A 21,526-nucleotide genomic window follows, 5' to 3' on the forward strand; every position below is an offset into this window, starting at 1 on the left:
CGCCTTTCATTGGTTCTGGTGATGCGTGGGGAATGTCTGGATGGGTATCAGTCGGGGAGTTGGCCGGCGAAGCGGCGCAGGATGTTGGTGGGGCCGACCTGCCCGCCCTTGAGCAGCAGACGACATCCGGCGACGGCGGAGGCGCCGTCGGCTTGCAGGATCGGCCCTGCCGTGACGAACTGGTCCGAGACGCGCAGTTCGCGCACGCCCATGGCGATGAGTGCGTGGCTGGAGGTGTCTCCGCCGCACACGGCGATGTCCCGGGTGAGGCCGGCTGTGGCCATGCGGGCGGCGATGCCTCCGATCAATGCTCCGACGTAGCCGGCATCAGCCGGTTTGGCGGCTCCATAGCGAGGATCCCCAGGTCCCCGGGTGGTGTGGACGATGACGTTCCGGCCCTTTTGAAGGGCTGCTGAAACCTTTCTGTCCAGGGCGGCTACGGCCGCGGCGTCGTGTCCTTGCAGCAGCTCGGAGGATACGGGCACATCCTCCCAACCCTGGGAGATGGCGTCGTTGATTTGCTCTGCCGTTGTGCTGGAAGCAGATGCGCTGATGGCCAGTACGGGTCCTGATGGCTGCTGCGGCCCGGGTGTGCGCGGAGCCTGGTCCGAGATGGACCGTGCCAGTGCTGCCATGATGCCGCCGGAGCCAACAACGACGGAAGGACCGTGCCCGTGTTCCTCCCGCGTCAGCGCTTCGGCGACGGCATCCATGTGCCGTTCGTCCACGGCATCCACGACGAAGGCCCGTGCTCCCAGTTCCCGCCGACGCTCGGCCCAGGCGTCCTTGAAGGTGCCGTCCTCGTAGGCGGGCAGGTGGATGGAGCCGGGAACTTCCCCGGTGCCGAGCTGTTCAGCCACAACCTGGCGCAGGTCCGCCTCGGCCATGGGGGTGGACGGGTGGCCCGACATGACCGGGTGGCGGTCCAGCCGGTAAGTCTGGCCGGCATGGGTCGCGTAGTGGTTACTGAAAGCGGTGTAGCGGCCGAAGGCCGGCTGGGCCGGGACCACGGCGATTGGGCCGTGCAGGGGAAATTGCTCATGGAGAAGCTGGATTCCGCGGCCGATGCTGCCGACCGTGGTGGAACTGTCGAAGGTGGAGCACACCTTGTACAGCAGTACCTCAAGGTTCAGTGGCGCGATGCCGGCCAGATCTCTGCGTACCAGGGCGTCGAATGCTTCCCCGGCCAGGGACCTGGAGGGTCCGGCGATTCCGACGACGTCAGCATCGGCGGGCAGGGGCGCGTCGCCAATGACGAGGACCGCTTCCAGGCCGTAGCGGTGGGACTGGGCCAGGACGTCGGCGGCTCCGGTGAGGTCGTCTGCGACGAAACCGAAAGCGGGCATGTCAGGCACCTTTTCCGAAGGTTTGGACTGCGTGCAGGAGTGCATCGTCCCCGGTGTGGGACTGCTTTTCCGCTGCCGCCTGGAGGGGCACGCCGGCCACGGCCGCTTCCCAGGCCTGACGCAGGCTTCGCACCCCGGCGCCGGGACCGTCCGGATGGGCGGCGACGCCGCCGCCGGCGAGCATCATCAGGTCCGTGGATCCAACCGCGTCGAAGGTGGGTCCGGGGGTGGTGACGTTCTGCCCGGAGGACAGGACGGGCAGCGGTGCGGTGGTCTGTCCGAGGGGTTCGAGGAGGCTGCGGATGTTCGCGGCGACCTCTTCGTCCAGTTCGTAGAACTTGCTGCCGAGTCCGCTGGCGTGCAGGTGGTCGGCGCCGGCGAGGCGGGCCATCTGCTGCCAGACCCGGTAGTCCATGCCCAGTGCCTTGGACCGCATCGAGGCCGCCAGGCCCGCCCGGTGGCCGTGGATCGGTACCTCGGCGAAGCTGCGCAGCAGGGCCAGGGCGGGCAGACCCATCACCGGGATGTTCAGCATCACACACGTGCCGCCGGCTTCAACGACCAGGTCGTGGCGCTTGCGCAATCCGGCGAGGTCACCGGTGATGTTGAAGGCGTACATAGTGGAGTGGCCGGTGACCTGCTCGGCCGCGCGGATTTCTTCGGTGGCGACCGCGACCCTGCGCTCCAGGGGCAGGTACGCGGGGTCGGTCATCAGTTCGTCGTCCTTGATCAGGTCGATGGAGGCCATCGCCAGGTCCCGGACGACCAGCCGGAATTCCTCTTCCGAGAGTCCGACGTTGGGCTTGACGATGGTGCCGACCATGACGCCCTGAACGTCGCTGATGAGTTTGCGCGTCCCCTCGATGCCGAAGGCCGGTCCGGGGTGGGCGGCGATAAAGTCTTCGGGCAGGGCTATGTCCTGGAGGCGGCAGGCGTAGAGGTCGCCCAGTTCGAAGAGGTTCCCGGCGATGGCGGTCTGCAGGGTGGCCAGGTCCGTGCCGACGTTCTCCATGGGAAAATCGACGGTGACAAGGGCAGCCCGGACCTTTTCCGGGTTGGTCCGGGAGGGCAGGGAGGGCCGGCAAAAGCCGAGCTCCTGAACATTCGAGATGCGCGCGGCGTGCCGCTCCCGGATGCGGGCTGATTCGCCGGGGACCGGCAGGAAGGTTCCGCTGGACTGCTCGCCCGCCATGATGGCTGCGGCTTTTGCAGGGTCGATTTCGGACTCTAGGTAGTAGGTGCATCGCACCGAGCGCGGGTCGCGCATGAGTTCTCCGTCCAGGAAGGGGATGTACAAGGAAAGGTTCAGACTGCGGTGGGGACCGGGTCGGCCGGCTGGAGGCCTCCGGCCCGCTTCAGTGCCCAGGATGCAACGATCGGGGCGAGTAGCGCTGTCACGAGGACGGCTGTGGCGGCCTGGGCTGAGGCGGAGGCGACAAAGGGTTCGAACCGCGGGTCGGCGACGGCTACTACCGCGGGTACGGCGACGGCGTTGCCGGCGGTGGTGCCGGCGGCGAACCCGATGCCGCTCTTGGAGCCGCGCTTGAGGACGAACCGGTACCCCAGGTAGGTCAGGCCTCCGGTGAAGATGACTACTATCAGCCCGAGGAAGATCCCGGCGAATCCGCCGGTGAGCACGGTCTTCAGGTTGATGCCGGTGCCAACAGCGAAGGACATGAACGGGATCACGATGTTCGGCACGTGGTCCAGGGCCTTCGTCCACTCGCGGTCCACTGCCCCGATGATGAGGCCGATGATGAACGGAATCAGTGCCGCGGCAAAGGCCAGTACGGGGATATCGCCCAGTCCGGAAGCGCCCAGGAAGATCAGTGCCAGGAACGGTCCGTCATCGAAGGCGCTGGCGACGTAGGCGCCGGTGTCCCGTTCGTCACCGTACTGGCCCGCGAATGCCAGCCAGAGGGCGCCGTTGCTATTGCCAAAGATGGCCAGCATCGCCAGGATCGATACCCCTGCGATGCCTTCGATGCCGACCACCAGGCCAAGGATCACCGCAATCGTGGCGGGGATCAGGGTCTTGCAGACCAGGACAACGGTGGTGGTGGAGGCGGCGGCCTTGCCGCTGTGGCTTCCGGTGATCTGCGCGCCGGTGGCGAGGATCAGCACCGCGATCAGAGTCAGGGCCCCCTCCTTGAAGAGTGCCGTGGTGAAGCCGCCGATTTTCAGGGCTTCGGGCGCAAAGGTGTTCATGAGCACGCCCAGCATCAGCGGGATCAGCATCATGCCTGCGGGGACCTTTTGGAGGAAGGCAAACATCGGTAGGCGTGAGCGCCCAGTCCTCAAATGCAGCTGCGTCATTACATCGACCTTTCCTACGTCATTGTATGTTTCAGTCGTCGGAACTAGTCCGTACAATTAGTACGTACATTACCTGTGGTTTGGATCACCCGTCAAGTAGGAGGCGTCACACCTGCGGGCTAAGATGTGTCAAGCGGCAAAGGAGTCAGTGTGAGTGTTCAACCATCCGGGGCAGAGCCCCGGGAGCGGGCCAACAGCCTGAACCGGGAGGAGGGCCCGCCCCTTCATGCGCAGATCCGGGACATCCTGCACCGGCAGATCCTCGAACGGCCGCTGCTCCCCGGCTCCCCCCTTCCCACCGAAGAGGAACTCCAAAAACAGTTCGGTGTCTCCCGCAGCGTCGTACGCCAGGCATTGTCCGGGCTGTCCGACCTCGGGCTGATCCGCCGCCAGCGCGGCCGCGGCAGCGTCGTGGCCGCCGCACCGGTCCTCCGCCGGCATCTCCAGCGCGCCGGCGGGCTGGACGAACAGGCCGCCGCGCACGGCCAGCGCCTGCGCACCCATGTCATCGCCGTCGAACATGCAGCCCCGCCCGAGTCGGCCATAGAGGCGCTGAACACCACCAACACGTGGAAAATTGAACGGATCCGCTATTTGGAAGAGGTCCCGGTAGCCTTCATGCGCACCTGGGTGCCCCGCGACCTCTTCCCGCACTTCACCAAGGAACTTCTGGAAAACGCCTCACTGCTCGGTCTCATGCGGGAGCACGGCTACCATCCGGCAGGCGGACCCAGACAGGTCCAAGCCGTGGCCGCAGATGCCGATCTGGCTCACAAACTCCATACCAGCACCCGAGAACCCCTGCTCCTGCTTCAAGGCGTGACCCGCGACGCGCTCGGCCATGGCCTTGAGTGGTTCAACGTCTGGCACAGCCCCAACACCGTCTTCGACGTCGACGCGCAGGTGACATCACAACCCGGAGGCGTATCCCAAGAAAACATCCGGCGCCTGCGGAACCTGACGCAGCAGCTTGAATCCGAACTAGCGGATCTTGAACGAGGCGCACGATAAAGGAAATCCCAAGCAGTGCAGATGACTTCTGACACTGAGTGTAGGTGGCTTCTGAAAACGACAGAAGAATTCTGAAGAATGCCGATTTCTAGGGATGCATATGGGAGTCTGAGACCACTCTTGGTTCCTAGAAGTGGTCAGAACTCGCGTCCGCAATCAACGAGCGTCAAAACTCCACGCGGACGGTTATTGGAAGATGAGGAACTGGCCGCTCGGGAGCCTGTTGCTGATTGCAAAATTGGTGGCAAATGTGTTTCGTACCCAAGGATTTACCACACTCAACAATCGCCACTGCACTCACGTTCAACGTTGACCGAATGTACATTGCGGCGGATCAAGTACTCGGGAGCCGCAATCTGTTGGATCTCATAGCCAATATCTTCATGGTTGTCGGTATCACTTCCTGTCCCGTGCGATCCTGCGCGCCGCCGATGTCAGCGAGGCGGTGGACAATCACAACAGAGCAGGGCTTTCGGTGCTCGGGATCGTCGTTGTGGCCTTGATAGTCAGCTTCGGCATGGTTGATGCTCCACGGACTTCGACTTCCTTCATGAGGGATTTTGGAAGCCAGTGGCCAGCGGCCGTGTACTCAAGTGTTCAGTTCCTCTACATCGGCGCGGTGGTGGCCATCACCGGCTTTACCTGTTTCAGATTCCGCGGCGAGATGGCAAAGCCGTACTTTCGCGTCGCCTTCGTGTTCATCGGCCTCGGGTGCGCGCTGGCTGTGGTGTTGGTCCTTGCGGTGCTGGGGATGGACGTTCTTCATCTCATGGGTGAGCTCGAGGCAATGAGGCGTCTCTCCTACGTCTACGACGCCGCCGAAGTGGGCGCCATGGTTTTCCTCTGCGTGGGCCTGGCCTTGCCGCCCGTCGCACGTCGGCTAGAGCGTAGGTCTGATGCCCGGGCCGCAGCTGTACTTGTCGAACGACTGGCTGGTCCCTGGGACCGAATCACGTCTGAGCGATCCGAGATCCGACTAAATTTGGCTCAACTGCGATCGACCGCCACGATGCCCCCAAGCGCCGACTGCATCGGATGTTGGTGGAGATCCAGGACGCCCTGTTCGTGGACCCGCACCTTGCCCAAGTACTGAGTCAAGATGATTTGAATGTTCTCAGAGAAGCGGAGCAGCATCTCGGAGCCCGGTTGGCAGGATCCGGACATCGACGACCGAGGTTGTCACGGAAAGGGGACACGACGCCGTGACCGACAGCGACGCTGGGTTCCCCGAACAGCCGCAGGCGAAATCGCAACACTTCCGGGAGCCAACGAGGCCATCGACCTGGGCGGCCCAGCCGAGTTCCTGACCGCCAAGCTGCTGCCCCACACGCCGGAACTCACTACGGCGATCGGGGCCCGGTTGCGGATCCGTTTCGGCCTGGTTGATGGCTTGCTCGAAGACCTCCGGACCGGCGACTTGGACCTTGTCATCAGCTCGGTCCGGCCACGCGTTCAGGGCGTCACGGGAATGCCCCTTTATGACGAGGAATTTGTCCTGGTCGCGGCACCGTCGTGGCGATCGAGGTTGCCGGGAGATGCTCCCGACGATGTCGAGTTGGCAGCCATCCCTGTGGTCGCCTATGCCGAAAATCTGCCCATCATCCGGCGCTACTGGCGCAGCGTGTTCGAACGACGCCCTGACGATCTGCGGACGATCTGCATCGTTCCTGATCTTCGCGGTGTGCGTTCTGCAGTCGTTGCAGGCGCTGGGATGTCGGTGCTGCCCCGCTACTTCGCGGAAGACGATCTGGCGTCCGGAGCCCTCGTCGCGCTGCACACGCCGGAGGTTGCTCCCCTGAACACCGTGTACCTGGCCACGCGCACCGGGGACCTCGACCGCAACCACCGGCTGCGCGCCCTCGCTTCCGCCATCCAGCGGCTGGCCGGTACCTGAAGGCCATCCCGCGGGTAACTATGAACGACTGCAACGTTCACGTTGTCCGGTTGTTTCCTCACGACACCGCCCGTTCCTTCCAGCTTGCCTTTTCGTTTCCCTGCTCCTTCATGCAGTCTGCCGGGGATCGGACATGACTGGTGGGCTGGCAAATGGATCGTTAAGCAAGGAAAGCGCATGAGATCCGACCGTACTCGGTGGCATCCTCATCACCAGCTGACCGGGGCTTAGGTACGGCCGCCATCGGTGGTGAGCCGGTGGTGACATTGTCAGCGGATTCGTGGGCATGCCGAGTGCATTCCTTCATGCTGCGGGTTGGGGACACGCAGGCTAGCTGTCCTCGACGGCGTACATGCCAGACGTACACCTCTGTCAGCCGCTTAACGAACGCCCGGAACGCTTTCTGACTCGTGCCCAAGGAACGCGGTCAGCGCCTCGACGACGAAGTCGTGATCATCCTTCTGCGGCAAGCCGGACACCGTTACGGTTGCCACGTGCCCGGTGCCTTTCACATACACAGGGAATGCCCCGCCGTGAGGTGCATAGCGAGTCTGGTCGAACCAGCCGTTGTCTTCAATGCTTCCTCCGCCGACGCGGCTCTTGAGGCCGACCAGAAGCGACGGTTCGGCATACCGCTCCGCCGTTCTGCTCTTTTTCTCCACCCAGATTTCGTTGTCCGGTGTGGCGCCGGGCAGGGAGACGTGGAAGAGGACGTGCTCGTTCCGGCGGATGTCGATGGCGACCGGGAGCTTCCGCCCTGTGGCCATCTCCACCAGCAACAGGCCAAGGGTGAGGGCGTCGGACTGGTTGAAACTGCCAAGCTGCAAAGTGCGGACTTCGTCTTCGATGCGTGCGATCAGCGAATGCAGGGCAGATTCGGATTGTTCGGCCTGTGAGTCCGGGTCGAATTCTGCCTCTGATGCGGCCGAAGGAGCAGCGGGTTCGGGATCCATAAAATCATTTCCTGTCTGTTAGCTGTCCCGGGCGGTTCCCAGAGGGACTTACCGCACGGTGTGGTTACGTCCGGGGCCGCCAGGTGGCCGTGGAGGACCGGATCTTGAGCTGGGGCTGAATGAGGGTCAGTTGCGTTGGCATGTTCGCGTTCCCGTCGGAGAGGCGGGTCATCAGCATCTCGGTGCCCTTTGCCCCGATCTCCTGGGGGAATCCGGCCACGGATGTCATGGGAGGAACCTGGCTTGCGGCGATGCGGGTGTCATCGAAGGATGCCACCGCGAGGTCACGGCCCGGTTCCAGCCCGCGGCGGCGCATCTCGTCGTAGACGCCCTGGGCGACGGCGTCGTTATAGGCAATGATCGCATCGGGCAGTTTTCCCTGGTCGAAGAGCCGGCCGACAGCGGCGGCGCCGCCTTCCGGGGTGATGGGACTGCGGAACTCGTCCATGCTCCACACTTCGCAGCCATTGGGTTCCAGCGACGTCCGTAGGCCTTCCTCCCGTTCGGCGAGGGATGACGCCGCCAGGCCGCCGAGGAACGCCACGCTCCGGCAACCCAACGCCGAGAGGTGCCCGCCGAGCATGGTTGCGCCCTTGACGTTCTCACTCCCAACGTAATCGAAGCCGGCGAACCGGCGTGCGAGCAGCACCACCGGGACACCGGCGGCATTGACCTGCTTCGCGAGTTTCTCCGGGTCTGTGTCCGGCGCCGGAAGCAGGAGGATCCCGTCGACCTGGCGTTCGATCATTGAGGAGATGATTTCGTGCTGGCGATCAGCATGGTCTCGGCTGTAGCCGATGAAGATGGTGTAGCCGGAGTCGTGGGTCATCTCGTCGACAGCCATCGCCAGTTCGGCGAAGTAGGGGTTGATGATCTCAGTGACGATGAGCCCGATGGTCATGGACCGGCTCTGCCGCAGGTTGGCGGCCTGCCGGTTGTACACGTAGCCCAGCTCGTTCATGGCTTCGCGTACCTTCGCCGCCGTGGACTCCGGGATACGGGAGCTGCCGCGAACGACGAGCGAAGCCGTGGAGCGGGAGACGCCGGCAGCCTTGCTCACGTCTTCGAGGGTGATGCGCGGGGCCATGCTGTAATCCTGCCGGTGGGTCGATAGGCGGAGAAGCGACGCTCCCCGCGTCTCGACTTTATCAATCCTTTCCCGCGGGCAGGCGTTGGAGGCCCGGGTCGCGGGTGGCGAGGATGGTGTCTGCGACCCGGAGGGCGTTGGCCGCGATGGTCAGGGCCGGATTGAGGGCAGCGGATGAGGGGAAGAAGGAACTGTCCACGATCCAGAGGTTGTCCAGATCATGGGTGCGGCAGTCCGGCCGGAGAACGCTGCTGGCGGGATCATGTCCTGCCACAGCTGTTCCGCATTGGTGGGAGTTGGTTTCGATGCCCATGCGCTCGCTGAAGATGACCGGATACCCGGCCTTCCGGACGGCCTTGCGGATCCGGCGAACCAGTTCCTTGTGGGGCTCGAGGTTGTTCGGCTCCCACCAGACGTGGATGTTTCCGTTGACCAAGCTGATGCGGTTGCTCTGTCGCGGCAGGTCCTCGGTGGTCAGGTAGATGTCGATGCTGCGGTCGGACAAGGCCTTTAGCAGCCAGGTTGGCGCCCAGGGTTTGGCCATCTTGAGCATGCTGGCGCGCAGCTTTCCGAGCATCTGCAGGTTCCCCAGCGGGTATTTGTTGGTGGGTCCGGCTTCATACCAGTCGTTGAGCCCGAGCGTCTTTTGCCATAGGGTCCGGTTGACCCTGAACGGGTTGATGCCGATGAAAAAGGTGCTGTTGTGCACCATGTAGTTCCGGCCCACGAGTCCGGAGGAGTTCGCCAGGCCGCGGGGAAACTCCGGCGTGGCCGAGCCCAGCAGAAGTGCTGCCGAGTTCACGGCCCCGGCGGCGAGGATGAACTTATCGGCTTCGATGCGGATGAGGCGGTCGTCCCGTTCGGCTAGGGCTGCGACGATGGTCCGCCCGTCCGGTCCCGCGATGAGGCGGATGACCTTGGCGCCCGTCATGAGATCTACCCCAGCCGCGAGTGCCGGGTCGATGGCGATCTTTTCGGCATCGGACTTCAGCCCGGCTTGGTTCGGGGCGCCGTCGCTGGTGGCGCAGAGGGCGCGCTTCTGAGGAGTGTCGGCGTCGAGGCCGTTGGCCATCCGGAATGGGTGCAGGCCTTGCCGGCGGAAGGAGGCGGCGAGGTCCTGGATGACCGGTTCGTGGTCCAGGGCCGGGAAGGGGTAGGCCTCGGAGTGGGCGGGTTCCGTAGGGTCTTCGCCGATCTGGCCACGGACCCGGAACAGCTTCTCGGCCTTCGCGTAGTAGGGCTCGAGGTCCTCGTAGCTGAACGGCCATGCCGGGGATGTCCCGTCCTGGTGTGTCGTTTCCTTGAAGTCGCTGGCGCGGAAGCGCGGCAGGCAGGCACCGTAGACCTTGGTGCAGCCTCCCACCCAGTAGTAGACGCCGGGCTTGAAGGCTTCGCCGGTGCGGCCGTTGTACCACTTGTCGGCATTCTTGTATCGGCCTTTGAGGTACACCTCGTCCAGGTCGGAGTTCTGCGGCTCCGCGGGCAGGCGGTGGCCGCGTTCGATGATCAGGACCTCGGCGCCGGAGTCTTTGAGGGCGTACGCCATGGTGCCGCCGCCCATGCCTGATCCGATGATGGCGATGTCAGTCCGGATCACCTCGTCCGGAAGCACCGGTTCTGCCGGTGCTTCCGGACGGGGTGCCACGTCGATGGTTTTCCGCGACTCGGTGGTCACCGGCCCCTCCGGGCTTCGTCGAACTGCTGGATCTGGTCGATGGTGTCCAGGAACCAGTAGTCGCCCCACATCACGGATTCGTCGACGCCCAGGTCCTTGCCCTCATGGTAGCTGCCGTGCTTGAGCACACCTTCCCAGTCCTCGCCCGGACCGGCAAGGAAGTCGTCCTCGGTCAGGCGGCGCAGGATGCTCACGGCGTAGTCAGCATAGACCTGCGCTTTGGTCCGGTCCTGGACGAGGCCGGCCAGTTGCCAGAAGCCTCCGGCCGCGGCGGCAGCTGCGGACGTTTCGTAGTGGCGGGCGGGGTTGGGTTCGTCCCAGTCGTTGGGCGGGACGAGGCTATCGCCGGTTTTTTCGATGTAGAAGTCGGCGGCGGCAATGGCTGTTTCGAGGAAGCGCCGTTCGCCTGTGAAGCGGTAGACGGTGCCGAAGCCGTAGAGGGCCCAGGCCTGTCCGCGGGCCCAGGATCCTTCGTCGGAGAATCCCTGCTGTGTGGTCTGCTTCAGGAAGGCGCCGGTTTCCAGGTCGAACATGCCTTCGTGGGAGGCGGAGCCGTCGCCGCGCATGAGGAACCGGCGGGTGGTCAGGCAGTGGGCCACGGCTTTGCCGGCCATGTCCTGGTCGCCGATCTGCTGCGCGGCGTAGAGGGCCATGTGGATGTTCATCATGATGTCGATGAACAGGCTGTCGGGCTGGCGGAAGCTGGGCATGTACCGGCCGGTTTCCCGGTAGCGGCTGGCGGTGGTGCGTCCGGCCTCGATGACGACGTCACGCTTGGTGGTGTCGCCCGTGGCTTCGTACCAGCGCCGGTAGGTGGACCAGAACAGGAAGCCCAGGTCATGGACTGTGTCGTCGCTCTTCCGTTCTTCGATGAGCTCCGAGTAGTGCTCGGCGGCGCTGCGGAAGCGGGCGCGGTCGGCGTCGCCGGCCCGGCGGGAGAGCATCCAGAGCTGGCCGCCGAGGAAGCCTTCGCACCAGTTGGTCCATGCCTCGCCGTCGACCACCCATTTGCCTTCCTCGGTGTACAGCGGGAACCGGTCCGGGTGCCGGGTGATCAGTCCGTCCAGTTTCGCTGAGGCGGTTTTCCAGGCCTTGGCGGCTGCCTCACGAAACGCTGCCGGCACTTCATACCCGGCCGGGAGCGTGAGGGGGAGCATCGTCGGCAGCACTGCCGCGGTGGCGTTCGAGGGGGCTGCGGTGGTGGTGGTTGTCATGTTCGTTTCTTTCAGGGGTTTCGGGTCTTAGCGGCGGGCGGCGTCGGGTGCGTCGACCCAGCGGTTTTCACGGATGCCGACCTGGAGCTGGATGGTTTTCAGCTCGCTGAACTCTGCGAGCGCCTGGCGCCCCAGTTCGCGGCCGATGCCGCTGTGTCCGTAGCCGCCGAACGGCACTTCGGGGTATCCGTCCATCCAGCGGTTGACCCAGACGGTCCCGGCGCGCAGATCGCGGGCAGCGGTCAGGGCTTCGTTGATGTCGCTACTCCAGATTCCTGCGGAGAGGCCGAACGAGGTGGAGTTTGCGATCCCGATGGCCTCTTCCAGGGTGTCGTAGGGCAGGACGGACAGGACGGGGCCGAAGATCTCCTCGGTGGCGATGGACATCCGGGCGGTCACGTCCGTGAAGACGGTGGGCTGGAAGAAGCGGCCGTTGAGCCCGGTATCGAGGCGGTCGCCGCCGGTGAGCAGGTGGGCCCCGGCGTCGCGGCCTTCAGCCACGTAGCGTTCGACGACGGCGAGCTGGGCGTCGTTGACAAGGGAACCGACGAGGGTGTCGGCCTTGAGCGGGTCGCCCACGCGCATGTGCTTGGCCCGCTCGACGACGGCGGCGGCGAATTCGTCGGCCATGGAGCGGTGCACGATGAGGCGGCTGCCGGAATTGCAGCACTGGCCGACATTGAAGTAGCCGCCGAAGACGCCGGCGTCGACCGCAGCGGTGAAGTCAGCGTTGGGCGTGATGATCTGCGGGTTCTTCCCGCCGAGTTCGAGTTCCACCTTCTTCAGGTCCCGGCCCGCCGCGGCGGCAATGCCCTTGCCCACACCGGTGGAGCCGGTGAAGCTGATCATGTCGATGCCGGGGTGATCCGCGATGGCCGCCCCGACAACGCGGTCGCCAGTGACAATGTTGACGACGCCGGCCGGGAAGCCCGCTTCGCGGATAAGCTGGCCCAGCATGACGGTGGTGGCTGACGTGCTTTCACTGGGTTTGATCACGGCAGTGTTGCCCGCGGCCAAAGCGAACGGTAGTTTCTGGCTGATGATCAGCAGCGGGAAGTTCCATGGCGTGATCATGCCGACCACACCAATGGGTTCGTGGACCACCATGGCCAGCGTGTCCCGTCCGAGGGCGTTGTGGGCGTCGCCTTGGGTGTTGCGGGCCAGGCTGGCGGCGTATTCCCACAGCTCGGCGGTGCCGGCGACTTCATTGCGGGACTGTGTGATCGGTTTGCCGGTCTCCAGGGTTTCGGCCAGCGCCAGCGCTTCGGCGTCGCGGCGGACGAAGTCGGCGACTTTCAGGAGCAGCTTGGACCTCTCGGATCCGCTGGACTGGCGCCAGCCGCGGTCCAGGGCTGTGCGGGCGGCGGTGACCGCACGGTCAACGTCCTCCTGGCCGCCGTGCGGGAAGGAGGTGACCTGGACTTCATGGGCCGGGCTAAGCCGGGTGAAGGTCCGGCCGCTTTGTGCCTGGGCGTCTTCGCCGTCGATGATCATCGGGCGGTAGGTGGGCTCGACGTCGTCGAGCGTGTAGCTCTTGGTTTCCATGTCTGGTGTCCTTAGAAAGAGTTCTGTGTGCCGGGCTGTGTCAGTTGTCCGTGAAGTGCGCCGGGCGCTTTTCCCGGAAGGCGGCGACGCCCTCGGCGAGGTCGTCGGTGGCGGCGGCGAGGCCGCCGGCCAGGGCTTCGAGCACCCGGGACGGGGCGCCGTCGGCGGCTGCGTCGATCAGTTGCTTGCCCAGCTGCACCGCCAGCGGCGCCCCCGCCAGCAGGTCGGCGCTGAGCCGCGCCACCGCGCCTTCCAGCTCGTCTTTGGGTGCGACGGCGGTGGCCAGTCCCCAGGCGACGGCTTCCTCGCCGGAGAGCTGACGGCGGGTCAGGACGAGTTCCTTGGCCCGCGCCCTGCCGGCAAGTTCAGTGGCCCGTTCGGTGCCGCCCCACCCCGGAACCGTGCCCAGGCCCGTTTCGGGCAGTGCCACCCGTGCGTCGGCGGCGATCACGCGGAAGTCGCAGGCCAGGGCAAGCTCCAGCCCGCCACCGAAGGCGAGGCCGTCGATAACGGCGATGCTGGGCTGCCGCAGCCCGGCGAGGGCATCGAAGGCACGGTGCCCGGTGGCGATCCAGTCCCGCCACATCCCTGCCGCGCCGAGACCTGCGAAGTGGTTGATGTCCGCACCGACGCAAAAGACCTTCTCACCCCCGGTGCGGACGACGACTAGCCGGGCCGACGACGCGGCAACCTCCCGGGCGGCAGCGGCAAGGTCGTCGAGGAGTCCAAGGGTCAGTGCGTTCAGCTTCGATGACCTGTCGATCAGGATGGTTGCCGTGTGGCCGTCAGCGGAGTAGCCGACGGTGACCTGTTCGGTGGTTTCACTGATGGGCTGTTCTGTCACGGGGGTGGTTCGGGTGCTCATGGCTGGTCCTTTCGGTGTCCGCCGAGCTCACCGGCGAGATGTTCCGCGGCGCGCATGACGATGGCCCAGATGGTCAGGGTGGGGTTGATGCCGGGGCAGCTGGGAAAAGCGGCACCGGAGTACATGTACAGGTTGGGGGTGTCGTGCACAGCGAGGTGCTCGTCCAGCACCGTGGCCTTCGGGTCGTGGCCGAAGCGTGCGCCGCCGAGGTCGTGGCTGGAGCCGACGCCGGTGAAGTATGGGCCCTGCCAGGTCCTGGTGGCGCCCATATCCCGGAGCAGGCCAGTTGCCTTATCCGCCATCCAGGACGCCAGGCGCCGCTCGTTGTCGCGGAGCCGGTAGGTCACGCGCACCAGCGGCATGCCAAGCCCGGAGGAGTCGCGGTGCCGCGGATCGATCTCCAGCCGGTGCGACGCGTAGGGCAGCGCGTCGGGCTGAATCCGGATAACGCCCTGCTGGGACCAGAGCTTCAGGTGGTCGCGGTAGCCGGCACCCCAGCGGGGGACGTCCCCGGGCAGGGTTTCGCGGGCGATCTGCAGCGGCAGGGCCTGCTGTTCGGCGCCGAGGGTGGCGCCGCCGATGAAGCCGTGGTCCAAGGAGCGGAACCCGGGTGAGAGGTAGTCATCCAGGACGACGCCCTGCGCGGCGGGACCGGTGTGGCGGTTGAACTCAGTGCCGGGAAAGAGGGCGTCGACGTGGCCGAACATTTTGGTCATGTAGTGCATGCCCAGCTGGCCGGTGTTGTTACCGAGCCCGTTCTCGTGCCGGGAGTCGGCCGAGAGGTACATCAGGCGCAGGTTCTCGTAGGTATAGGCCGACAGGATGACGGCGCGGGCGTACTGGCGGCGGACGCGGCCGAGGGGATCGACCCATTCGACGCCGCGGGCGGCACCGGCGTCATCCATGATGATCCGGGTGACGCGGGAGTGGGTGCGCAGCTCAAAGTTCCCGGTTTCGATGGCGGCCGGCACAGGTCCCAGTCCCGGGTGCCAGCGGTCTCCCCGGAAGGAGCCAAGGCCGTTGTTCCAGGCGCTGTAGCCGGTAGCTGGCCTACCGCCGTAGGACTCCGTGGTGAACCCGACGGGGACAGGGTGCGGGTGCAGCCCAGCAGCTTTGGTCGTTTCGGTGAATTTGTTGCCCAGGATGAACGGGCGGGTCGGCGGCAGCGGGAGGGGCTTGCTGCGCTTGACGAAGGGGTTGGTCTCGTCGCCGGCGATGCCGATCAGCTGTTCAAGCTTGGTGTAGAACGGTTCCAGCTCCTCATAACTGACAGGCCAGTCCGCCAAGGTGCAGTCCTCGGGCAGCGCGTCAGGTCCGTACAGGCCGTCGTAGTGGCTCTTGGGGGCGAACTGCCACGGGTGGAAGCGGCGAAGCCAGGAACCGTAATGTCCGGCGGAACCGCCGACGCCGTTGACCATGCGGCCCAGCGAGAAGGTTGCCTCCCGGCTGTCCTCCTCGTCCGCGGTTTCGCGCCAGCGGGGGGTCTCCTGCTGGAATTTCGGGCCAAGCCCGCCCCGGGTGTAGTAGGCGTGTTCGAGTTCGTCGGGGAGGAACTCATCGAGGGGACGGAAGGGGCCCGCTTCGAGGCCGACGACACTCAGGCCGGCCTCGGCGAAGACCTGGGCGCTGAGTCCGCCCATGGCGCCTACCCCCACGAGCAGGACGTCCACTTCATCAGTCATCTGGGGGTTGACGGCGTTTTCGTAGCCGAGCTGCTTGAGCCGGTGGCCGTCGGCGTCGCGGGGGATTTCCTGCATCGCGTCGGCAAGGGTCTTGGTGACCCCGCCCTTGGTCACATGCTCGGCGCTGAGGTTTTCTTCGGCCGAGTTTTCCAGCCAGACGCCGGGGTGCTTGAGGAACTTCCAGCCGACAGTGTCCTTGTTCCCGCCGTGGGCAGGGTCCGCGAAGAGACCTTCCTGCAGATGGGAGACAACCAGCCCGAAGAGACCCCGCTGTTCCGCCGCAGGGAGTTGTTCGGTCAGTTCCCCCTGCTCGAGCAGGATGAGCGTGTCCGTCCGTTCATCAAGGGTGAGGGCCGCGAAGTTCCTGCCGTACTTGTTGTCCGCATAGCGGTCCAGGGCGCCGAACAGCCACTGGTAGCGGGGGAGGTCCTTGCGTCCGTAGCCCTCCAGGGTGAGGTCCAGATAGGCGGTGACTCCCGCGTCGCGGACGTCGGGACTGTCACCGTCGGTGGGGAACATCGCCTCAAACAGGGCATCGGCGAGTTCAGATTCGTAGGGAGTGAGGATGCGGAGGCTGCTCATTGGAGGGTCCTTTCAGGCGTTTCGGCCGCGCGTCAGTGCGCGGCCAGCGAGGCTGTGCGCTGTTCGATCCGTTCGTGCAGCGGCAGCGTTGGAAGGTGGAGGCCGACGGGGTCGTCGGCGAACAGGGCGAGGTCCATGGTGCGCAGGTCCGCGGAGACGATGAGCGGGAATTCACAGCGGTCCAGGACGTCCTTTTGCAGGTCGACCCCGGGGGCAATTTCAGTGACGACGAGGCCGTCGGCGGTCAGTTCCAGCACCGCGCGTTCGGTGATGTATTTGACCTTCTGGCCGCGGGCCAGGGCCCGGGGTCCCGAGAATGTCACGGCCGAGACATCGTTGACGAGCTTCGTGAAGGGCCCGTCGGCCCGGATGTCCAGGCCGTTCGCGCCGGCGGTGATGTCCCGGCGTCCGGCAGTGAAGGCGCCCATAAAGATGATCTCCGGGGCCGACGAGGTGATGTCGGCGAAGCCGCCGACGCCTGCGGTAACGTGGCGCTTTTTGGGCAGGTGATGGACGTTGACGTTGCCGTGCCGGTCGATTTCCAGGAAGGAAAGCAGCGAACGGTGGAAGCCGCCGCCCTGCAGAAGGGTGAACTGGTCGATGCTGGGCATGATCGCGTCGGGGTTCTGGGCGCAGCCGAACGCGAAGTCCAGCAGGGGGACGCCGCCGACCGCGCCCTGTTCGATGACCCAGCTGACTTCCCGCCCCTGGTTTTCTTCGACCAGGACGTGCGGGACGAGGGCGGAGACACCGAAGCCGAGGTTGACGATCTCGCCGGCTTTGAGCTCCTGGGCGGCGCGGCGGGCAGTGATTTTCTCCAGGGAGAAACCGATGTGGGGGAGCGAGCTCAGGGGCCTGCGCAGCTGACCCGAGATCGCGGGATCGTTGGGGGTCAGCGTGGTCTGCAGCTGGTCTTCGGCGATCACGACGGCGTCTACGAGGATGCCGGGGACCCTCACGTGCTGCGGGTGGAGGCTGCCGGCCTCAGCCAGGCGCTTGACCTGGGCGATGACGACTCCGCCGTTGTTGTGGGCGGCGTAGGCCAGGTCCAGGGCGCCGAGCGGGGATCCTTCGTCCTCGAAGGTCAGGTTGCCGTATTCATCGGCGGTGGTGGCACGGATGATGGCGACGTTGGGGATAATGGTCGGGAAGAACAGCCATTCCTTCCCGGCCAGGGTGGCCGTTTCCACATGGCTTGCGGGTGTGGTGCCGTTCATCCGTCCGCCCTGGAGGCGCGGGTCGATGAAGGTGTCCAGGCCCACCTGGGTGAAGACGCCAGGCTGCTTCGCCGCCGCGGTGCGGTGCATCTGGTAGATGACGCCGGACGGGAAGTTGTACGCCTCCACTTCGTCGCGCTCGATCATCTGCCAGATCAGCGGCGGCTCCGCGCTGGAGGGGCCGGAGGGGTAGGACCCGGCGATGACCTTGCGGAGCAGTCCCGGCCGGGCGATGTGGTCGATGCCCTTGACGCCGTACATGTCGCCGGCGGCGATCGGGTGCACGGAAGTCAGGTTGACCGGGTGGGAGGTTTCCTCGAACCGCTGGCCGATTCCAGCCAGGACGCTGTCCGGACAACCTAGGGCGCTGGAGGAGCTGACGGTGATGACGTCGTCGTCGTTGATGAGGTCCGCTGCTTCGCGGGCGGTGAGGATCTGTACCTTCTGCATGGCGTTCTTTCTGGCTGTTAATTGATGTGGACGGTGCGTCCGGAGTTTGCGGATTCCTGGGCGGCGAGGGCGACCTTGAGGGCCATCAGGCCGTCCCGGCCGGTCGCCGTTGGGCGGCCCGTGCCATCCACTGCTGCGGTGAAGGCTCGCAGGCCGATGAGGTAGAGGTCTTCTGAGCAGTCGACGTCGACCGTCTGGCTGCCTGACCCAGTGGTCAGGACGACCTGGCCCGCGGTGTCCTGCGTCATGGCGTCGGTGACCCGGATGGTGCCTTCCGTACCGTGAACTTCCAGGGAGGTCCCGGCGTATCCGACGGTGAACGAGTCATGGGTCTGGGCGAGAACCGGTGGCTGGCCGTCCCGCTCGTAGCGGATGACGGTCATGGCGGCATCTTCCTGTCCGCCGGTGTTCCAGCCGGCCTGTCGGACGGCCAGGGCGCTGACTGCCACCGGCGTGCCCAGCAGCGGGTTCAGCACCGAAGCGTCGTGGCAGGTGATGTCCAGGATCACACCGCTCCCGGGGGTGCCTTTCCCGAGCCGCCAGCCGCGGAGCCGTTCCGGCAGGAGCACCGCGTGGGCGATCTTGGCTGAGAGGACTGTGCCGATGGCGCCGGCCGCGACGAGATCGCGCACTGTGGCATGCAGCGGGCTGCCGGGAAGGTGGTGGTTTGCGGCGAGCACCAGGCCCCTCTCCTCTGCCAGTTCCACCATGGCCTCGGCCTGGCCGGCTTCAAGGGCGAGTGGCTTCTCGCAGAGGACATGCTTTCCGGCGTTGAGCGCGCTGGTTGCCTGCTCGAAGTGCAAGGCGTTCGTGGAGGAGATGTAGACGGCGTCGATGTCCCAGCCCAGCAGACCCTCCAGTTCTGCGGTGAAGTTGGGCAGCCCGTGGACCGCGGCGAAGTCCCTGGCCCGGTCTGCCGACCCGCTGAAGACGCCAACGGTGTCACCGCCGCTGGCCCGGATAGCGCCGATGACCCGGGTGGCAGCGATGTCGCTGGCGCCGATCAGGCCCCATTTCAGTGCTGGCATTGTGTTCTCCTACGTTCGGGGTCGCCATTGGGCGGTGGAGGCTCTGACTTTCAGGGCCGGTTCAATGAGGGAGCGCTGTGGTTGCAGTGCCGGGTCGCGGATACGGTTCAGCAGCAGCTCGGCTGCCCTGCGTCCGATCAGTTCGGGGTAGGTGGACACCGAGGTCAACGGCGGCAGCAGCAGTTCGGCCATGGCGATGTCGTCAAAGCTGGCCACCGAGACGTCGCGGCCCGGGTCGAGGTTTCGCCGGCGCAGCTCTGCGTAGATTCCAAGGGCGACCGCGTCACTGTAGGCGATGATGCAGTCAGGCCAGATCCCCTGGTCAAGGACGCGGGCCACGCCTTCGGACCCGCCCGCAGCGTTGTTCGTTGTCGCGGCCGACAGGGAAGCATCGAACGCCACGGCACTTCCCGTAAACCCGGTTTCCAGGCCCTTGATCCGTTCGGTACGTGCCGAAGAATGCTCCGGGCCGCCGACCAATACCGCCGTTGACGCCCCCAGGGAGGACACGTGCTGTGCCAGTTGCTGGCCGGCAGCGACGTTGTCGGGGCCCACATAGTCCAGTTCCTCGGAGAAGTACCGGGCCAGCTGGACAACCGGAACAGAGGAACGGTCAATGATGCCGCAGACCGGGGCCAGCTCGGACCCCGTGGCCGGAAGCAGGAAAATGCCGTCGACCTGCTGTTGGACCATGGTCTCCAGCTGCATGTACTGCCGCTCCACTTCGTCCCTGCTGTACCCGACGAAGAGGGTGTATCCGGCGTCGTGCGCGGCCTCCTCGATGGTCATGGTGAGGCCCGCAAAATAGGGGTTGCGGATGTCCGTCACGATCAGGCCCAAGGTCATGGATTCGCTTCGGCGCATGTTCGCGGCCTGCCGGTTGTAGACATAGCCGAGTTCGGCCATGGCCAGCCGCACGCGGTCTGACGTCGCCTCCGGAATCCGCGGGTCTCCCCGCAGCACGAGCGATGCAGTAGATCGCGATACTCCTGCGGCCCTGCTGACATCATGCAGAGTGACTTTCTTCATTGCTTGTCCACCTCCCTTCAGGCTCGGTCTAATATTTCTACCACGTTTCTCACTTAGTTGGTAGACCGATCTAATAGAAATTTGCCAGACAAAGCCACCGGCATCTAGCACTATAGCGCCGGGGCGTCCTCAGCTCGAGGTGAATTCAAGAAGTGAACCAGGAGGGTTTTGAGATATCTATTGCATCGATCTACTTAACTATGTAATCTGAACCACAACGCAGGCTCCAGCCGGGCATCATCCGGCGTCTGACAACCCAAAGGAGAGTAGTCATGCGTGCACCCAACAAACTCAGGATTTCGCTGGCCGCAACGGCAGCAGCAAGCCTCATTGCAATAACCGGATGCTCCGCCAATGCCCCCGCCGGAAGCTCCGCAGGGGGAGGCTCGGACAAGCTCGAAATCACGTCCTGGTGGACCTCCGGTTCGGAGGCGGACGCGCTCAACGTGCTGATCGACGGCGTGAAGAAAAACTCATCCGGGTTGTCCGTGGACAACGCGGCGGTTTCCGGCGGCGGCGGCTCCAACGCGCGGCAGGCCCTGGCCGCGAGGCTGCAGGCCGGCAGTCCGCCGGATGCCTGGCAGGTACATCCCGCCGGGCAGCTGAAGAGCTACGTCGACGGCGGGCAGGTCGCCGATCTGACGGATCTGTGGACCGAGGGAAACTGGGCGTCCCAGATGCCCGAGGACGTGGCCGACGCCCAGCGGGTCGACGGCAAATACTACACCGTTCCGATCGGTGTCCACCGCGGCAACGTCTTGTGGACCAACCCGACCGTGCTCTCCAAGGCCAACGTCAAGATCGACCCCGTTGCCGGCGTCGACGGACTCATCAGCAGCCTCAAGCAGGTCCAGGCGAGCGGAACCACGCCGGTCTGCCTCGGCGACAAGGACATCTTCGCCTCGGCCCAGCTGCTGGAGTCCCTCATCATGTCCCGGGCAGGTGCCGACAACTGGACGAAGCTGTTCACCAACGAGTATTCCTTCGATGCCCCCGAGGTGAAGCAGGCCCTGGAGGACTACAAGGCCATCCTGTCCCTTGCCAACAAGGACCATTCGGCCATCACCTGGGATGAAGCCGCCAAGAAGATGGCCGACGGCGACTGCGCCGTCAACCTCATGGGGGACTGGGCGTACGGTGAGCTGCTCAACGCCGGAAAGAAGCCCGGCCAGGACTTCGCCTGGGTGAGCTTCCCCGGCAAGGAGGACATCTTCGACTACGTCGGCGACGGGTTCTCCATCCCGGCCAACAATATTCCGCATGCCGAAGCCGCGCGGGCTTGGTTGAAGACTTTGATGGACCCGAAAATCCAGACTGAATTCGCCGCCAAGAAGGGCTCCATCCCGGCGCTGACTTCCGCCGACATCTCCGGACTGTCCACGTACCAGCAGGAAGCTGCGAAGAGCCTCGCCTCAGGGGCAGTCGTGTCCTCCCTGGCCCACGCCCAGGCAGCCGGAGCCGAATTCGCCCAGACGTACGCCGACGCCGTGTCCACCTTCAACGGCAGCAGCAACATCGATGCCTTCATCGCCAGCATGGCGCAGGCCCAGAAGACCCAGCTGTAACAGCCGGTCAGCCAACCAAGTCGGAAAGGGTGCGGCTGCAGGCCAATGCAGCCGCACCCCCGGACAG

Annotated in this window: 17 protein-coding genes; 4 read left to right on the forward strand and 13 right to left on the reverse strand. The window is 65.2% G+C overall.

Annotated elements, in window-relative coordinates; all coding sequences use genetic code 11:
* Nucleotides 1-47: 47 nt before the first annotated feature.
* From J2805_RS20380 to J2805_RS20390, 3 genes are read right to left on the reverse strand one after another with little or no spacing between them, the layout of a single operon-like run.
* A complete protein-coding gene (locus J2805_RS20380) occupies nucleotides 48-1,346 on the reverse strand; it encodes a four-carbon acid sugar kinase family protein (protein ID WP_309979532.1) in 1,299 nt (432 codons plus the stop codon).
* Nucleotide 1,347: 1 nt separating this feature from the next.
* On the reverse strand, nucleotides 1,348-2,643 hold the full coding sequence (locus J2805_RS20385) for a RuBisCO large subunit C-terminal-like domain-containing protein (protein WP_309979534.1): 1,296 nt from the start codon (nucleotides 2,641-2,643) through the stop codon (nucleotides 1,348-1,350).
* Between the two features lie 8 nt (nucleotides 2,644-2,651).
* Nucleotides 2,652-3,662 carry a 2-keto-3-deoxygluconate permease gene (locus J2805_RS20390; RefSeq protein ID WP_309979536.1) on the reverse strand — a complete coding sequence of 337 codons (1,011 nt, stop codon included), beginning with the start codon at nucleotides 3,660-3,662 and terminating at the stop codon, nucleotides 2,652-2,654.
* Nucleotides 3,663-3,812: 150 nt separating this feature from the next.
* Between J2805_RS20390 and J2805_RS20395 the strand changes: the two genes are divergently transcribed.
* The 3 genes from J2805_RS20395 to J2805_RS20405 all read left to right on the forward strand — a co-directional run bounded on the left by J2805_RS20395 (nucleotide 3,813) and on the right by J2805_RS20405 (nucleotide 6,567).
* Entirely contained in the window at nucleotides 3,813-4,673 is an 861-nt protein-coding gene (locus J2805_RS20395; RefSeq protein ID WP_309979538.1) for a GntR family transcriptional regulator, read from the forward strand.
* A 445-nt stretch (nucleotides 4,674-5,118) separates the two neighbouring features.
* Nucleotides 5,119-5,766 (forward strand): hypothetical protein, encoded by a 648-nt coding sequence (locus J2805_RS20400; protein ID WP_309979539.1) that lies wholly within the window; start codon nucleotides 5,119-5,121, stop codon nucleotides 5,764-5,766.
* Between the two features lie 15 nt (nucleotides 5,767-5,781).
* Complete coding sequence (locus tag J2805_RS20405; protein ID WP_309979541.1) at nucleotides 5,782-6,567, forward strand: substrate-binding domain-containing protein; 786 nt, start codon at nucleotides 5,782-5,784, stop codon at nucleotides 6,565-6,567.
* 380 nt (nucleotides 6,568-6,947) lie between these two features.
* Here the strand turns inward: J2805_RS20405 and J2805_RS20410 are convergent, their stop codons facing one another.
* From J2805_RS20410 to J2805_RS20455, 10 genes are all read right to left on the reverse strand, one after another.
* Nucleotides 6,948-7,520 (reverse strand): heme-degrading domain-containing protein, encoded by a 573-nt coding sequence (locus tag J2805_RS20410; RefSeq protein ID WP_309979543.1) that lies wholly within the window; start codon nucleotides 7,518-7,520, stop codon nucleotides 6,948-6,950.
* A 64-nt stretch (nucleotides 7,521-7,584) separates the two neighbouring features.
* Nucleotides 7,585-8,607 carry a LacI family DNA-binding transcriptional regulator gene (locus J2805_RS20415; protein ID WP_309979545.1) on the reverse strand — a complete coding sequence of 341 codons (1,023 nt, stop codon included), beginning with the start codon at nucleotides 8,605-8,607 and terminating at the stop codon, nucleotides 7,585-7,587.
* Nucleotides 8,608-8,668: 61 nt separating this feature from the next.
* The gene (locus J2805_RS20420; RefSeq protein WP_309979546.1) at nucleotides 8,669-10,282 is read right to left on the reverse strand and encodes a GMC family oxidoreductase; all 1,614 of its coding nucleotides are present in this window, start codon (nucleotides 10,280-10,282) and stop codon (nucleotides 8,669-8,671) included.
* Nucleotides 10,279-11,496 carry a glycoside hydrolase family 88 protein gene (locus J2805_RS20425; protein WP_309979549.1) on the reverse strand — a complete coding sequence of 406 codons (1,218 nt, stop codon included), beginning with the start codon at nucleotides 11,494-11,496 and terminating at the stop codon, nucleotides 10,279-10,281. Before J2805_RS20425 ends, J2805_RS20420 begins: the two co-directional genes overlap by 4 nt.
* A 27-nt stretch (nucleotides 11,497-11,523) precedes the next feature.
* Entirely contained in the window at nucleotides 11,524-13,041 is a 1,518-nt protein-coding gene (locus tag J2805_RS20430; protein ID WP_309979551.1) for an aldehyde dehydrogenase family protein, read from the reverse strand.
* A 40-nt stretch (nucleotides 13,042-13,081) separates the two neighbouring features.
* Nucleotides 13,082-13,906, reverse strand: a complete 825-nt coding sequence (locus J2805_RS20435; RefSeq protein ID WP_309979553.1) for an enoyl-CoA hydratase/isomerase family protein — start codon at nucleotides 13,904-13,906, stop codon at nucleotides 13,082-13,084.
* Nucleotides 13,903-16,170 carry a GMC family oxidoreductase gene (locus tag J2805_RS20440; protein WP_309979555.1) on the reverse strand — a complete coding sequence of 756 codons (2,268 nt, stop codon included), beginning with the start codon at nucleotides 16,168-16,170 and terminating at the stop codon, nucleotides 13,903-13,905. Before J2805_RS20440 ends, J2805_RS20435 begins: the two co-directional genes overlap by 4 nt.
* A 32-nt stretch (nucleotides 16,171-16,202) precedes the next feature.
* The gene (locus J2805_RS20445) at nucleotides 16,203-17,837 is read right to left on the reverse strand and encodes an acyl CoA:acetate/3-ketoacid CoA transferase (RefSeq protein WP_309979557.1); all 1,635 of its coding nucleotides are present in this window, start codon (nucleotides 17,835-17,837) and stop codon (nucleotides 16,203-16,205) included.
* A gap of 17 nt (nucleotides 17,838-17,854) precedes the next feature.
* Complete coding sequence (locus J2805_RS20450) at nucleotides 17,855-18,865, reverse strand: Gfo/Idh/MocA family protein (RefSeq protein ID WP_309979559.1); 1,011 nt, start codon at nucleotides 18,863-18,865, stop codon at nucleotides 17,855-17,857.
* Nucleotides 18,866-18,874: 9 nt separating this feature from the next.
* Complete coding sequence (locus tag J2805_RS20455; protein WP_309979561.1) at nucleotides 18,875-19,894, reverse strand: LacI family DNA-binding transcriptional regulator; 1,020 nt, start codon at nucleotides 19,892-19,894, stop codon at nucleotides 18,875-18,877.
* 272 nt (nucleotides 19,895-20,166) lie between these two features.
* On the opposite strand from J2805_RS20455, the gene J2805_RS20460 reads away from it, so the two are divergent.
* Nucleotides 20,167-21,459: an ABC transporter substrate-binding protein gene (locus J2805_RS20460; RefSeq protein ID WP_309979563.1), complete on the forward strand. Its 1,293-nt coding sequence runs from the start codon at nucleotides 20,167-20,169 to the stop codon at nucleotides 21,457-21,459.
* Nucleotides 21,460-21,526 lie beyond the last annotated feature (67 nt).

Origin of the sequence: Arthrobacter oryzae (assembly GCF_031454875.1) — a bacterium.
GTDB classification, from domain to species: domain Bacteria; phylum Actinomycetota; class Actinomycetes; order Actinomycetales; family Micrococcaceae; genus Arthrobacter; species Arthrobacter oryzae_D.

Coding starts and splice junctions, on each gene's coding strand:
- J2805_RS20380 (WP_309979532.1), bottom strand. CDS start 1,346: ATGCCCGCTTTCGGTTTCGTCGCAGACGACCTCACCGGAGCCGCCGAC.
- J2805_RS20390 (WP_309979536.1), bottom strand. CDS start 3,662: ATGACGCAGCTGCATTTGAGGACTGGGCGCTCACGCCTACCGATGTTT.
- J2805_RS20405 (WP_309979541.1), top strand. CDS start 5,782: ATGTTCTCAGAGAAGCGGAGCAGCATCTCGGAGCCCGGTTGGCAGGAT.
- J2805_RS20410 (WP_309979543.1), bottom strand. CDS start 7,520: ATGGATCCCGAACCCGCTGCTCCTTCGGCCGCATCAGAGGCAGAATTC.
- J2805_RS20415 (WP_309979545.1), bottom strand. CDS start 8,607: ATGGCCCCGCGCATCACCCTCGAAGACGTGAGCAAGGCTGCCGGCGTC.
- J2805_RS20425 (WP_309979549.1), bottom strand. CDS start 11,496: ATGACAACCACCACCACCGCAGCCCCCTCGAACGCCACCGCGGCAGTG.
- J2805_RS20430 (WP_309979551.1), bottom strand. CDS start 13,041: ATGGAAACCAAGAGCTACACGCTCGACGACGTCGAGCCCACCTACCGC.
- J2805_RS20435 (WP_309979553.1), bottom strand. CDS start 13,906: ATGAGCACCCGAACCACCCCCGTGACAGAACAGCCCATCAGTGAAACC.
- J2805_RS20440 (WP_309979555.1), bottom strand. CDS start 16,170: ATGAGCAGCCTCCGCATCCTCACTCCCTACGAATCTGAACTCGCCGAT.
- J2805_RS20445 (WP_309979557.1), bottom strand. CDS start 17,837: ATGCAGAAGGTACAGATCCTCACCGCCCGCGAAGCAGCGGACCTCATC.
- J2805_RS20450 (WP_309979559.1), bottom strand. CDS start 18,865: ATGCCAGCACTGAAATGGGGCCTGATCGGCGCCAGCGACATCGCTGCC.
- J2805_RS20455 (WP_309979561.1), bottom strand. CDS start 19,894: ATGAAGAAAGTCACTCTGCATGATGTCAGCAGGGCCGCAGGAGTATCG.
- J2805_RS20460 (WP_309979563.1), top strand. CDS start 20,167: ATGCGTGCACCCAACAAACTCAGGATTTCGCTGGCCGCAACGGCAGCA.